This is a genomic window from Pedobacter africanus (assembly GCF_040548825.1).
Taxonomy (GTDB): Bacteria; Bacteroidota; Bacteroidia; order Sphingobacteriales; family Sphingobacteriaceae; genus Pedobacter; species Pedobacter africanus_A.
The window spans coordinates 2287803-2302118 of record NZ_JBEPSL010000001.1; the positions used below are offsets into that span (position 1 = coordinate 2287803).

Below are 14316 nucleotides of genomic sequence, written 5' to 3' on the forward strand. Positions count from 1 at the left end.
CTTCTCCATAGAATAATATAAGTAAAAATCAAATGATACACCGATCATAACTACTTTGTATCTTAATAACCTTCCCTATTGCAATTTCTTCGGGAAATGTTCCCAATCTAAATTCAGTACCAGTTTTTATTCTATTTAATAAAAAGTCCCTCTCTAATAAAAGAATCTTAACAATTTCAACCTTACCTATGTTAATAGCATCATTTTCGATTTGGAGTTCAGAAAAAGTAGATGCTCTGTCATCAGTAATCCAAAAAGACAGTCTAACAGGAGCAGTAATTGGAAAACTGAAACTTTCTTCTGCTTTTTTCAAAAAAACAACTTCTACTAATAAAATTAGTTCTTTCATTCCGTTCTTCCTTTTTAATTTTAAAATGGTATTGACTGCTTTATTTGTTAGAAGCGTCTCTAATTCTGTTTTCTTTTGTTAAATCCTCATTCATATTTTTTTGACATTCTTTAAATGTGGTATACACCTGATAATAAAACTAATTAGTTGTAGCCTAATGGAAACCAAATGCCTCGTACATTGGGTAATCCCATATTAGGTAAAATATGACCGGCATCTAATGTTGATATATCAACATTTTCTATCAAATTTTCAATTGGAGCCATCGAGTTGTTTTTAAACAACTTGTCGTTGATTATATTTAATGCATCCTCATAATCGAGCGCTGTTACTCCACACCCTATTATTGTTCCAGATGGTATCGGAGCATAGTTCTCAAAATTAAATTTAATCCAATATCTGATCATAAATTATTTTGTTTTAAGGTACTACTGTTGGTTTGCTCCAGTTTCAAATCTAATATAAGGCCCAATATACGAATTCCCTGATGCCGGAAAAGTAACTTTATCGAGAGCAATTTGCTTAAAAAAACACTACATAATGAAAGTATTGATGTTACCGCTGCATCAATAGTTTAATTTTTCATACAATGTCATCCTTGCAGATTTAATATTTGATATTAAATCTGCAAGGATGACAACTCCATCAGAATATTTTTTTTTACTACAAATTCTCTAAAACATTTCAGCTTTTTTAGCTATTTTAACATTGTGCCCAACAATATTAAAATTTCATTTTTCGTTAGAGATAACCGAATTTAATGTGAAAATACTTCTTTTGTGGCATCATCTACCTTAATGTTCATAATAAGGTAAACTATGCAATCACACATCAAACTTCATTTGGCTCCAGCTGAGCCGCTGACCCTTGATGCTCTCCTGTTAATCAGCAGTCTGCCACTTAAAATGGCAGAAGCCCGACGAATCATTACCGACGATGGGTATCTCCTCATCCAGTCTATCAATCATTACATTGCGCACATTGAATTGTTTGAATACAATTTAATCAGGGACAGCAAAATCGATTTTGTGATAGAACGACCCTCTTTTTTTATGCAAATCGTATTGGGCAAAAATACCTGCTGCATGAGTTATAAGCCAGCAGGAAAATACCGCAGAATTCTGCCTGCCGGAAATGACCAGGTCTTGCTCATTTCATTCCAGACAGAGTGGCTAAGCAAAAAATGTCATAAACTAACAGAGTTCAAACCTTTTAACGAAATTTTCGGCACCGCCCGGTATGCAGCTGTCAATCTCCCTCCTTTTGGCATCGCAAGAAACATCTTTAAATCGCTTAAAAGCCTGAATTTAAAAACAAATGAGTTCAATATAGATGCCGATGTGCATGTATTTGTCAACAAATGTTTTAACAAGTATTACCATAAACTGAGTGCCAGGAATGCCACAAGCTGCTATCACCAGCACAAAGCCCAGGCTATAGCAGCCTTCATTGAAGAGAATTTTGCTACAGAACTCGTAGACGATCTGCCTAAACTTGCCCAGCGCTTCATGGTATCCGAAAGAAGCATGGCCCGCCTGGCTAAAATAGCCTTTGGCACCCCCTTACGTGAAAAGGTAATTGACATCAGGATGTGCTCCAGTTTAGAACAGCTCGTCACTACAAATTACCCCATATACGAAATAGCCAAACGTAGTGGCTATAAAGAGGGACATTATTTCAGCAAAGCATTCAGAAAGCACTATGGTGTAGCTCCTAAATACATATTGCGCCCGCACAGAAGATCGGCATGTAAATTGCAAGGGTAAAATAACCTGCCAATTATTTTATAAATAGATTGGCAGGTTATTCCATTTTTTTTACCATAAAAATCCCGGAGTTTTGTCTTCGATAACCTCAAAAAAGGGCGTTTTTAGTTTTCAAATATTTGGCAGTAAATTGGTTAAAAAAAATCAAGGGGAATATCCTGCCATTCAATACGTAAATATTTTGGCAGGCCTACTCATTTTTTAAGTAAAAAATGAGTAGCAACTTTGGATCAGAAAATAATTCAAGATCCATATGCAAATCTCGTTAAACAAACAACCCCGCCTCCATTTGTCTGCTAAACACAGGGAGATCATTACCGATATCGCGATCTACCTGTTTGTTGCACTTTTCATGTACACGGCAGCAAGTAAATTCCTCACCGTTAAATCATTTGCAAGTACTTTGGCTAAATCGCCACTAATTGGTAGTTACAGCCTGTTTGTAGCCTGGGCTATTCCAACAGTTGAAGTACTGATCAGTTTATTGCTGATTGTACCTTCTGCTAAAAGAATTGGCTTGTATGCATCCTTTGCATTGATGACCTTATTTACAGGCTATTTGATGTACATGGTCTTCTCAGGAGTAGAACTACCCTGCCATTGCGGTGGCGTCATCAGCCGCATGACCTGGCAACAACACATCTGGTTTAACCTGGGCTTTGTAGCCCTGGCCATTACAGGAATTAAAGCCAACAAAAAATAAAAATTTTACATATAGAACGGGTAAAAGCTGTAGCCTGACAAGAAAATACAGTAGGGATAAAAAAACAAAACAAAAAAGCACTATTATGAACAAGATTAAAAGACTCGCATTCGGTATTCTTGTAGCTGGCCTGGCATTTGGCTTCAGCGCATTCACAACAGTTAAAAAAAGAACAGTATTGGTTTATTATAAAACTAACATGTCTTATCCAAATGCGAATGACCCTCGTGGCTATCAGTATTATTCTGGAGACATGTGCGCATCCGGCGGCAATACCTGTTCCGCACAATGGGATATCGGCACTCATTTGCCACCTACAGATGGGGATCCACTACCAATAACGGGCGTTACCTTCCAAACCGGATCTGTATATAGCGGACATTTCGATTTATAATAAAAAGAGGGTACGAATGTACCCTCTTTTTATTTAACGCTCGTTTTGTTGAATTCCGCTCAATTGAACCTCTTCCTCATCCAAAGGCAAAATATATCTTTTACTGTTTGGCTGCAATGTATAAGTATTGCCATTAATTGTTCTAGTTAATGTTACTGCAAACCTGCTATCAGTGTTCAACCTCCTTAAGTCAGACCAACGAATTCCACGGAAAGGCAGTTCTCTCCGGCGTTCTTTCAGCACAAAGCCTAACACCATATTCGGATCTGTACTACTCAAATCTATATAAACACCCGACCACCTATTTTTTCTCAAAATATTTAAATCATTCAAAGCACCGGTAAGCTCTCCTGCTCTAGCCTTGGCTTCCGCGCGGATCAGATACATTTCTCCTGTAGTCAATCCGCCAAACAAATTCCTGTCCCCATTATAGCTACCTTTAAAATTTAATCCTGTAGGGCCGAAAAATATGGTTTTCCTACAATCACCTACAACATACTCGTTATACAGTTCAGGTACTACGCTCATGCGGGGAGGATTAAAAATGCTTAAATAAAAGAGGCTGTGAAAAATAACCTCTGTATTAAATCTTGTTACAGGGAAAGCGGCTGAACTGTTTAATTTGCTATAATCCAGTAAATCGGCCTGAACCTGCAGAGTTAGGTTCGCATATTGGCCAGCCTTTTGATAATTTCCCATTGTCAGATAAATTCTGGCCAATAAGGAATAGGCTGCTTCCTTTGAAGGTCTTGTTTTAACAGGTGGTTTAACACTTAATAAATCAGCAGCCTTTTCCAGATCATTTATAATCTGGGTATAAGTCTGCTGAAGTGTACTGCGTTTAGGTTTAATGTTTACGTCATACTCCAATTTTAGTGGTAAACCCAGATCCTGATTCGCTAAACCAGAATTATAAACAACGCAGTATTCTTGTGCCAGGTTAAAGAAATCAAATGCCCGAAAAAAGAGTGCGCTTCCTTTTACATTATTCCAGTCTTGCTGCTCAGAATTTAACGGGGTTATTTTATCTATTCCATTCAATATCACATTGGCATTCAATACTCTTTTGTAAGCATTTTGCCAATCTACACTTGGTTCCCCATTATAAAACTCTTCTGTTTTTGCCCAAGTATAAGCAGGTCTTTCCTGATTTACATTTACTGCAGCCCAATTTGCATCAGTAATGTAAAAATCCCCTGCACCTATTTCTCCTAAGCCACACGCCTGACTGGCGTTGAACAGTCCAGCATTATCCAATAAGGATTGATAATCATTTATAGTTTCAGGGACTACCAGGGATTTATTGGGTTTGGCTTCCAACCAGTCTTTTTTACAGGACTGTAAAATAAATAAGAGCAAAACAAAAATTAAAACATAACGTAAACCTATTTGCATATTGCTATCTTTTTATTAAAAACTTGCCTTCAGACCAAAAGAAAAGCTTTTTGGCATTGGATTAGACAATCGCTCCCCTGGCCCAGGAATCAGATCTGGATCTAAATCTGCGTCATTAGCTTTCCAAAGTATTCCAAGGTTACTAACATAAAAATACAATTGAAATTGTTTCAATGGTACACTTTTCCAATTACTGGCATTAAAGTCATAACTCAAACTGATATCCTGCAATCGAATGTGATCTCCCTTCAAGACAGTCGCTGAAGTTCCGTAATAAAATCTGTCCCTTTCATCGTCTTCACCAAATTTGCCCATTGAAGGAATATTGCTTTTAACCTCGTCTCCTGGATTTTTCCAACGCGAAGCATAATCCTTATGCATGTTTACACTAAGTATCTGGTTAAACATGCTATAATAATTCACTGTAGGCTTTCTAAAATAATAGCCCATTTTATAACTAATATTAATACCAAAAGTGAATTTGCCATAAGCGAAAGTATTGTTCAAAGCACCAAAAACAGTAGGTCTCGCTGAACCATTATATTCCAAGTCTTCCGTTTTTGTACTGCTAATTATTTTCGCATAATCTTTACTAATTTCAATCTTTCGAGTAACCTCATTATATAAATAACCCATTGGATCTCCATTTAGAGCATCCAACCCTGCCCATTTGTAACTATAAATTCCGTAAACTGGCCTACCCACAACAGGACTTGCACTGTAATTTCCAACATAGTAAGCAGTATTTGGTTCAACCACATCATAAAGCGTAACTTTATCCTGCACCGCAGAGAATAATAAGTTCGTTTGCCACTTTACTTTACCATTTAGGTTCTTCGAGTTCAAAGTAATATCAAAACCGTCAGATTTCATCTCTGAATAATTACCTCTCAATACACGTATGCCTGCACTTGACGGGAACGATTTATCGCCTAGCATATCCAATCCATTTTTGAAGAAATACTCTATTCTACCAGTGACAATCTGGTTTTTAAAACCAAAATCCACCCCAAAATTAGCAATACCAATCTTTTCCCAACGCAATTCAGGGTTACCGATACTCATAATATCAGCGAAAGGTAGATTCGTATAAATTGCATTTAATACATTGTGCTTAAAAGTGGTAACACCTGTGTTGTTCTTATCCAAATTTCCATTGAAGCCATAAGTAGCCCTCAACTTCAATACAGGGAGCCATTCGAATTTGTAAAATGCTTCTCTGTCCAAATGCCACAATGCACCCACCGACCATAACGGCACATTTTTCTGATTGGTTTTTACGCCAAAATAATTGGAACCGTCCATTCTTGCGCTGGCCGACAAGGTATATTTATAATCATAAGTATAAGCTGCGTTTGCAAAAACAGAACGAATGCGATCAAGCTTACCGAAAAGATCTGCACCAGTGTTGATCTTTGCCCTGCCAGTTGGATTTAAATTGAATGCAGTAACCGTGTCCACATCAGCTGAGTTTCCTGTGGAACTGTCATAACCATATCTGGTATATTTATTGGCTTGTGTATCAAATTCAGAAAGCTCATACCCGGCAATAGCTGAAATGGCATGTTTTTCCCATTCCCTTTCATAATTCAATTGTCCCCTAAAATTTTGAACTACCGCACTTACCTTGGTTTGATATTGAATAGCGCCTAAAGGAATATTATAGCCACTTACCTTACCGGCAGTTAAAACAGAATACTGATTGATCAAATGTCTTGTTAAAAAGGTTTCCATTCCATTAACCAATTCTGAACTGCTACCGATCTTCTGATATTGATATTTCAGCTCTGCACTCAATCCAGGAAGAATAGTATATTTCAAACCTGTATTAACGCGTAAATCATTCCCTTTGATAGTTGTAGGTGGCAAATCCAATTCATTAAGTGGAGTATAAGTCCAGTCCAGGAAACCATTACCCTTCGCTATATCATTAAATTCTGTTCTATATTGTCTCTCAAAAACAGTCGGATTACCATTTGCATCTTTATACCTATAATAAGGCGTAAAATTTGAACTTGATGAAATACCCACTATCGTACTATCAACAGTTCCCTTATTCCTGATGTAATTCAACCCGGCACTTAACTCCAGGTTCTTCAGCAACTTAACTGTATGCTGCGTATTAAAAGTATAGCGATTGTTCTCATTATTTGCCAAAGTGTACAAAATTTTGTCATATCCGGCAGAAAAATAATGACTGGATTTATCAGTTCCCTTACTGGCATTTAGAAAATACTGCTGCGAAACCGGCTTCCGGTAAAAGTATTTCAGTTCTTCATTCCTGATGTCATTGCCCCTTAAAGCATCTAGCTGTCTTTGCGTTTCTGCCGCTGATTGCCCCGAACGTTGTCTGTTCAAAATTTGTACTGCCTGCGAAACCACCGGATAATTTACCTTATCTGCCAGCGCCGCATCATACTTACCATTGTTAAATAAAAACGTCTCGATCTCAATAAAATCTTTAGACGATAAGTAATTCGGGTTGTAAAACAGATCCGGTTTACCCGCAACCGTTAAGTTACTGTTGAAACTTAAATTCAAAGGCTGCCCGTATTTTCCTTTTTTGGTCGTAATCACAATCACGCCATTACCAGCCCTAACACCCCAAATGGAAGCCGCTGCCGCATCTTTCAACACGTTAATGCTGGCCACGTCATTGGGGTTAATAGAATTGAAATCGCCACTAAAAGGGAAATTATCTAAAATAATCAAAGGCTGGTCGTTCGCATAAATCGTACTCCTGCCGCGTATAGAAAGATCCAGGCTCCCCGAATTGCTGCTCACGGTATTTTTATTGAACAAAAGCCCACTGGTAATTCCTTCCAGCCGGCTTAAAATATCGGTGCTTACCCTACGGTTCAGTTGTGTACTGTCTACCAACACAAAACTTCCCGTGGCACGCTCCTTGGGAAGTCTCTGATAACCAGTACTCACAATTTCAACCTGCTGCAAGTCATATACACGTTCCTTATCGGGTACATCTGGCTTGCTGCCTGGCCTATTGCCTGCCTTGGGTTTTGGCGGGGCATTGGCCGAAACCGTTGGATCGTTCTTTAGGACCACCATTTTACCCACTATGGTATAATTCAATTGAAACCTTGCCGAAACATAGTCCAATACTACTTTCAGCTCGGCATTCTGGAAACCGACATCAAGGCGCTGCTCAACGTCCAATTCCTTCTCATTCCAGTTTATACCAAAACCGGTTTGTTTTCTTATTTCCTTAAATAGTTTGTTTAATGATACGTTTTTGCCGGAATAGCTAAACTTTTGCGCACGCGCTGCCATTCCAAACAGTAAGAGCATGAAAATAACAGTCCCCCTTTGTAAATGCATTATTGTGTAACGGTAATCCTCCTGCCTTCTACTTTAAAGTGTACGTTTGCGGTTAATTCGAGAGTTTTAAGGACTTCGCTCACACTATCAGCTTTCAATACCGAACCTCCCAGCAGGGCATCGCCTACAGTTTTGTTCTGGTAAATCACATCCACATCGTACCAGCGGGCAATTACCTGCATTACGCTTTCCAGCGGCATGTTCCTGAATATGTATTCGCCTTGTCTCCAGGCTATGGCATCTTCGGCTTCTACAGCCTTCACAGCAATATTTTTTCCTGTCAGCACAGCCTGCTGGTTGGGTTTTAACACCACCGCATCGCCAGCCTGAACATAAGCCGGGCGGGTTTCTATCGCCCAAAGTGGGTCAATGGTAGCAGGATCTGTTCCTTCAACGCGTTTATCTGCTTTCTGGAAAGGTGTTACACGTACGCTTCCTTCAAGCAGAGTAGTTTTTATATTGCCATCGTTGCCGTAGGCAGTTACATTAAAATGGGTTCCCAATACTTCTATTTCCTGGCCTTTGCTGGCCACTATAAAAGGATGTTTTTTATCTTTAGCTACTTCAAAATAGGCTTCACCGGTTAATTCTACCCTACGTTTCATCGCACCTGCAAAGGTAGAAGGGAATTTCAGGTGACTGGCAGCATTTAGCCAGGCCTTAGTCCCGTCGGGAAGTACCACCTGGTACAGGCCACCCTTTGGGGTATTCAGGGTAACCAGCTGCTTACCTTCATAGGCTGCCTCCACTTTACTGCCATCGTTATATTTCAATTGGTTGTTTGCAAAAACAACACCGGCTTTCTCCTGATCTAAGCTAATGTTCTTACCATTATTCAGCGTTAATGTGATCCGGTCTGTAAATACCTCATTGGTTGAAGTTGAAGCAGGTGCCGGTTTTAAGAAGAACCAGCTTAAGCCTAATAATATGGCGGCAACTGCAGCAACAGAACTAAAGCCTGCAATCAGCTTATGGGTCATGTCTTTTTTCTTAGCCACTTTATACTCATCAACCCGCATATCCCTTATCGCTGTCAATGCACTGTTCAGGTCAAAATGTTGTTTATGGGCCTGCATCGCTCCCATGCCTTCTTTATATGCCAGAAAGTCCATCAGTTCATCATAACTGATTTTGCCAACAATTACTCCATTATCATACACAGGATAGGAATCTACCCCTTCTCTACGCATTATGGTCAATGCATCTGCAACCAATTGTTGCGCATATAGTCTTTTCTGTTCCAGCGTTATATAAGTTACGTTAACAATTCTTTAATACAATTTTAAGGAAAGTCTGCCACATAACCATCATTCTATTTTAAAAATAACTTCATATAATCAGAGTTTTTCCAAAAATGAAAATAAATCATACGAAAGCTATATCACAACCGGATAACCCTATAAGTTACAGCACCCTCAGCTCAGCAACATACACGCTGTTTCCCTGTAGTTTCCCATCTGCCGAAGAAAAACTCATGTAACAATGTACTACCTCACCTGCATATTGCGATGGCATCTCCATAGTAAAACCAAGCGCATAGCGGTTAACCGCACGTGTCAATGAAATTCGAGTCTTTCTTACCGGATTATAAACCAAAAAACTTGCCATATCGGTATACTGGCAATACGCAGACTGGTTTTGAGGCTGCCAGCTAAACGTAAGCTGCCCTGTAGCAACGCTTACTTCCGGGGCTTCAGGTGTAACCACCCGCCCCCTGCTGTACACCATCTTTGGATAGTTGATCTGGTACTCCCCTGTTGCTTCGTCCAGCACAAAAGCATGGTCAAAATTATAGGTAAAAGCGGCATTCACCGCGCTCTGGCCCTTGGCGTAAAAGGCAAAACCCGGATTAACCTGAATCTTGATTATTTTCAAAAAATTATTCAGCAAGCCGAATTTATACTGGGCTTCGGTTTGTTTTACCGTAGGCTTTTTTTTGCTGGTATGGTGCAATGAGGTAATGACATTGAGGCCACGATGTTTACGGCCAACAAGCGGGCCTGTTTTTTTTCGGAAAGGTCCTAAGGGCCCTGATTGTAAAATTCCCATAAAAAATAAATTAAGAAATTAGTTTTCGGTGGTTTACGTATTAAAACTACCGGTGTAAGTGCTGTTTGCCACCTGTTTCCTATCAGCCGCAATAAACGACATATAGGTTTCCATGTGTTCGCCCTGCAGGCTTGGTGGTATTTCAAGCAGATCGGTTCCTGCCAGCCTATCCTTGCCAAAAAGTGTAAAATGGACTTTTTCCTGTTTTGGGAAATAGGCTAATAGCATTACCTGGTCTGTAGCCTCTGGCCAGGCCATTTGCGGGTCGGTAGCCCAGCTGTATTGCAGCCCGTGCGCTACCTGCTCCACATGCCAGTCCTGGCCTGGTTTCAATGAACCAGCGCTAAGCACCAATTGGTCGTAGGCAATTTCCAGATCGGGGTAAACACCCTTAAAAAGATTTGTTTTATTGTACTTAACTGCCTGGTTAAAGGCATTTTCTTTAGCTTCTAAAGCACTGACAGCGAAACCTGCGTTGATAAAGTCGATCAATTGGCACAGCAATTCACTGCGCATCTTGGTTTTCATTCTTGCGGCAAGCTGCAGGTCTGTAGGTGGTTTCAGGTTTACACCTATGCTCCTGGCCACGCTTTTCCCGTTCAGGGTATAATAAACCACGTTACCCAGCTTACCATTATGTTGCCCTCCCGGGCCATTTTCTGTTGTCGCCATATTTGTTTATATTTGGTTAAATCTTCACCCCAATTCTGCGGGCATTCTCCTAAAGTTACCTATAAACACCTACTGACCAGCATTTTCCCTCGTAATGATGACAAAATATTGACATATAAATCACTAGTAAATTACATAGTTAAAATACCATTGACTTACTCTTGATTTACCCTTGAAATACCCTATAGGTAAATCAACCCTATCTCAAGGGTAAGTCAAGGATATCTCAACGATAATTTAATTCAGTTATTTTCTTGTGATTTATATGTGATTTACTACTGATCATTACGAGAGAAGATAGGCTCCATCTCCTTTTGTCAGGTAATCCATTAGGTTTTTCAGCGGGATTTTTTACGTAAAGGAGTATATGTTTTTCAATATCCTCCTAAAACCGGGGGTAGGTTCAACAGTAAAATTAATAAGAATTACCTGAAAAACAAAGGGGTATTTAAAACTGGTACCTTAACTGCAGCTTAACTTCTGCTTTCTTATTGCCTTCAATTTCGTCTAAACCACTGCCTGTAGTTTCTACTCCGCTATAGCTGTAAATGGCATATCTGGCCCAGATGTCTACTCTTTTGAATGGCCGGCACCTTACATTTATGTAAGCGCGAATACCTTTGCCCGAATAATTGCCCGAGCCCGAGCCATACAACACATCGTCTTCATAAGCGTAAATCCTGCTGTTATAGGATGGAGTATTAAAATAAGCCAGGCGCATGTTCCCAGATATACGGGAAGACATCGGGGCATAGCTGATATCCTGATACACCAGAAAGCCTGTTTCTGTTGGTTTATTTCCCTTTTGGTATTGCGCAATTTCTGTTCTTTGCTGAAAGCTGAATTTTGGAGTGGGCTTCCAGTTCCACTCCAGGCGGTAACTTTGTTTAATCACTTTCTGCAGCCCTGCAACAGTACTCCCGGCATCAGGGTTTTGTGGCTTTTGTTCCCGCTTAAACCTTAATACCGCCTTAAATACCTTAGCCTTAGTATAGCTGAGCTGGCTTAGGCATTCATAGCCAGAAGATGGCGCATCTACCCTATACCTTAACCAGGAAAATTTAAAGTAATCGGTATAAACAGACCAGGTTAAGCTTTTGATGGGGCTGTAGTTTAGCCCGGCATATAAGCCCTGCTCGTTACTGGTTTCCGTGCCCTCGCCTACCGCACTGCTAAAAAAGTTATGGTAATTTTTGCTGTAGTTTCTGTGCAGCACTACTACCGATAGTTTACGCGACAAAGTGGCTACTGCCCCATTAACCATAGCCCAGCCGCTGCCCAGGCTATGGGCCAGTTCGCCATAAAAATAGGCATTCCTGAAAGTGTAATTGTAATGCAGGCCGGTATTGTTTAACTGCTTACCTGTAAATGCGTATTTGTTATACAAAGCCGTTCCGGTTACAAATTGATGCTGGTAAGCAGATCGATAGCCAATAATACCCATATTCAGGTTGTCGCTTACATATTGCACTGCTCCGCCGTAAGCCAGTTGCCCCAGGCTTCGCTGGTTTTTAAGTTCTGTTTGTGTACGGTGCAGGCCGCTGATGTTGATGTTTGATAGCGTAAAGCGCCCATCGGGCAGGGCTTTTAAACTGGCATCCAGTTTACGGTAAGAGATAAAAGGGCTAAAATGAATGTTCCTGCCGAGGTCAATGGTACTGGCCACACCGCGAAAAAAAGAGGCTTCGTTGGCCGAAGTATAGGGTTTAAGGCCTGCATCTTTAGCAGCTACACTGGTTACATCGGGCCCTTTTCCAAATGCAAAGCCCGACCATAGGGTTAGCCCTTGTCCAAACTGCAGGCTATAATCGCCCAGTACCAGTTTTTTAAGCCTGCCCAGTTTAAAAAATGCCAGATGGCCAGACAGGTGATCCATACCTGTTTTTTTGTTAAACAGTGTTTCTCCGGCATCTTTTTCCATCACCAACGCGGCCGACAGGATATTTGAGAACTGGTACCTGTACCTTAACAATATCTTTTCCGGGCTGCCTGAATACCTGCTTCCGGGGAGTGCTTTAAAACCCTTTTGCTGCTGCAATAAACGGGCATACCTTAAAATAAGATCATTATTACCGCTATTTAGCAAGCTTTTAGCTTTTAACTGGTCATAGCCTTCGGCTATGTTTAGTGTTACAAAAGGCAAAAGCCTGTTGATGGTTGCGATGTCAAAGCCGGGTATGGCCTGCAGTTCCAGTACATCCAGTAATTTGGTATTGCTGTGGAGGTAATTAAAGAAACTGCCTATTTGTGCTGCCGACAGGAATACCAGGCTCTTTAGTTGCTCTGGTGTGGTTTTATTGAGGTGAATGGGATGCTTGCGAAAATAAGCCAGCTTTTCGGTTAGTTCCGACAAGTCGGTCTCGTCTGGCGCGTTTTCGGCCAGGCTCTCTACAATATCCCTCACTTTTTCATCTTCCTGAGCCAGGGTACTAAAGGCAGGCAATATCAAAAGTATCAGGCATATAATTTTCATTTTGGCTGGTGGAAATTTAACTTATGCCCGTCAAGCCTTTTATTTCTGATCTGTTCCAGATGTTCTCTCTCTAATGATAGCGTGTCGTGTAGCATGCGCTGCGCTATATCCTGGAACATCACCAGATCTTCATCAGACCTGTTTTTACAGATGGGTTGCTTCATAGCTTGTTTAGGTAATTTATGTTAATTAAGTTCAGGTTATCATTGGCTTCAGCAAAGAAGCTAAGTATTGCCTGTTCTTGCCTGATGTCGGTTACCCGAAGCTGATCTGTTACAGATACTTCAGCAAAGAATTCGGTAATGACATAACTGATTAAAAGTGGTTCCATCCTATTCATATTTAGAAGGGTTTTTAAGCGTTCAAAAAAGGGATGTCCGGCGGGATAACCGGTACATCCCAAAAAACATCTGCTGCAGGATTGGAAAGCGGTAAACCAATGGCCACAGCCAGACATTTTTAATTTACCAGTCCGTTGTCGGTTTTATTACTTTTAAAAATATCATTCAGCGGGTCGCGCTGGACACCATGCGCCTCATTCGGTATATAAAAGCTTCGCATGGAAACCACATTTTCCATGTCCATCAGCCTACTGGCTACATTACGGTGAAAATCGTACATATCGCTGAGCAAAACGTGGAATAAAAAATCAAAGCAGCCATTTACACGGTAGCTGTTGACGATCTGGGGTATATCGGCTATTTCCTTTTTAAACGCCCATACATGCTCGTCTTTATTGCTGTACAAGCGTATACCTGCAATAAACAGTAATTTCTTGTCAGTTTTCGACCGGCTTAATACAGTTGCATAGCCTTTAAGGTAATCATCCACGTCAAGCTTCTTCATGCGCTCATGAATGTCTGCTACCGGCATATGTAAAATGTCTGAGAGTTCCGTTAAACTGATCCTTGAATTCTGCTGGAGCCACATCAGGATCTGAATGTCTTTTTCGTCTAGATTTAAAGCCATAGTGTTTTAGTTTGATGGCCAAACATAAACACTATATTTCACATTAAGAAATATAATTTAATTTTTAAAGAATTAAATTATACAATAATTTGCATTATATTTCACTACAAAGAAATATTTAACAACATTTTATAATATGCTTCGATATTTTGGAAATTTAACCTGGCGTTTTTATGCCTGTTCGGGCTTAGAATCATAGAAAAAACTTAC

General features: G+C 40.2%; 14 protein-coding genes. 3 read left to right on the plus strand and 11 right to left on the minus strand.

The annotated features are described in order from the left end of the window. Positions 1-28 precede the first annotated feature (28 nt). Complete coding sequence (locus tag ABIE26_RS09395; protein WP_310137478.1) at positions 29-349, minus strand: hypothetical protein; 321 nt, start codon at positions 347-349, stop codon at positions 29-31. Positions 350-492: 143 nt separating this feature from the next. Then, positions 493-756 (minus strand): hypothetical protein, encoded by a 264-nt coding sequence (locus tag ABIE26_RS09400; RefSeq protein ID WP_310137477.1) that lies wholly within the window; start codon positions 754-756, stop codon positions 493-495. 411 nt (positions 757-1167) lie between these two features. Here ABIE26_RS09400 and ABIE26_RS09405 point away from each other — a divergent pair, with 411 nt between their 5' ends. From ABIE26_RS09405 to ABIE26_RS09415, 3 genes are all read left to right on the plus strand, one after another. Next, positions 1168-2115: a helix-turn-helix transcriptional regulator gene (locus ABIE26_RS09405; protein WP_310137474.1), complete on the plus strand. Its 948-nt coding sequence runs from the start codon at positions 1168-1170 to the stop codon at positions 2113-2115. Positions 2116-2404: 289 nt separating this feature from the next. Then, entirely contained in the window at positions 2405-2818 is a 414-nt protein-coding gene (locus ABIE26_RS09410; RefSeq protein WP_354375455.1) for a MauE/DoxX family redox-associated membrane protein, read from the plus strand. Positions 2819-2903: 85 nt separating this feature from the next. Then, positions 2904-3212, plus strand: a complete 309-nt coding sequence (locus tag ABIE26_RS09415) for a hypothetical protein (protein WP_310137469.1) — start codon at positions 2904-2906, stop codon at positions 3210-3212. Between the two features lie 33 nt (positions 3213-3245). On the opposite strand, the gene ABIE26_RS09420 is transcribed toward ABIE26_RS09415, so the two are convergent. From ABIE26_RS09420 to ABIE26_RS09460, 9 genes are all read right to left on the minus strand, one after another. Further along, positions 3246-4607: a RagB/SusD family nutrient uptake outer membrane protein gene (locus tag ABIE26_RS09420; protein ID WP_310137467.1), complete on the minus strand. Its 1362-nt coding sequence runs from the start codon at positions 4605-4607 to the stop codon at positions 3246-3248. Between the two features lie 15 nt (positions 4608-4622). After that, on the minus strand, positions 4623-7913 hold the full coding sequence (locus ABIE26_RS09425) for a SusC/RagA family TonB-linked outer membrane protein (protein WP_310137465.1): 3291 nt from the start codon (positions 7911-7913) through the stop codon (positions 4623-4625). Positions 7914-7942: 29 nt separating this feature from the next. After that, a complete protein-coding gene (locus ABIE26_RS09430) occupies positions 7943-9157 on the minus strand; it encodes a FecR domain-containing protein (protein ID WP_310137463.1) in 1215 nt (404 codons plus the stop codon). Positions 9158-9347: 190 nt separating this feature from the next. Further along, positions 9348-9992, minus strand: a complete 645-nt coding sequence (locus ABIE26_RS09435; protein ID WP_310137461.1) for a DUF6266 family protein — start codon at positions 9990-9992, stop codon at positions 9348-9350. Between the two features lie 33 nt (positions 9993-10025). Further along, positions 10026-10664: a DUF6266 family protein gene (locus ABIE26_RS09440; protein ID WP_310137459.1), complete on the minus strand. Its 639-nt coding sequence runs from the start codon at positions 10662-10664 to the stop codon at positions 10026-10028. A gap of 448 nt (positions 10665-11112) precedes the next feature. After that, positions 11113-13137, minus strand: coding sequence for a helix-hairpin-helix domain-containing protein (locus ABIE26_RS09445; RefSeq protein ID WP_310137457.1), 2025 nt, complete (start codon positions 13135-13137; stop codon positions 11113-11115). Further along, positions 13134-13301: a hypothetical protein gene (locus ABIE26_RS09450; RefSeq protein WP_310137455.1), complete on the minus strand. Its 168-nt coding sequence runs from the start codon at positions 13299-13301 to the stop codon at positions 13134-13136. Before ABIE26_RS09450 ends, ABIE26_RS09445 begins: the two co-directional genes overlap by 4 nt. Continuing rightward, on the minus strand, positions 13298-13468 hold the full coding sequence (locus ABIE26_RS09455) for a hypothetical protein (protein ID WP_310137452.1): 171 nt from the start codon (positions 13466-13468) through the stop codon (positions 13298-13300). Before ABIE26_RS09455 ends, ABIE26_RS09450 begins: the two co-directional genes overlap by 4 nt. Positions 13469-13596: 128 nt before the next feature. Further along, entirely contained in the window at positions 13597-14106 is a 510-nt protein-coding gene (locus ABIE26_RS09460) for an Lrp/AsnC family transcriptional regulator (protein ID WP_310137450.1), read from the minus strand. Between the last annotated feature and the right edge of the window lie 210 nt (positions 14107-14316).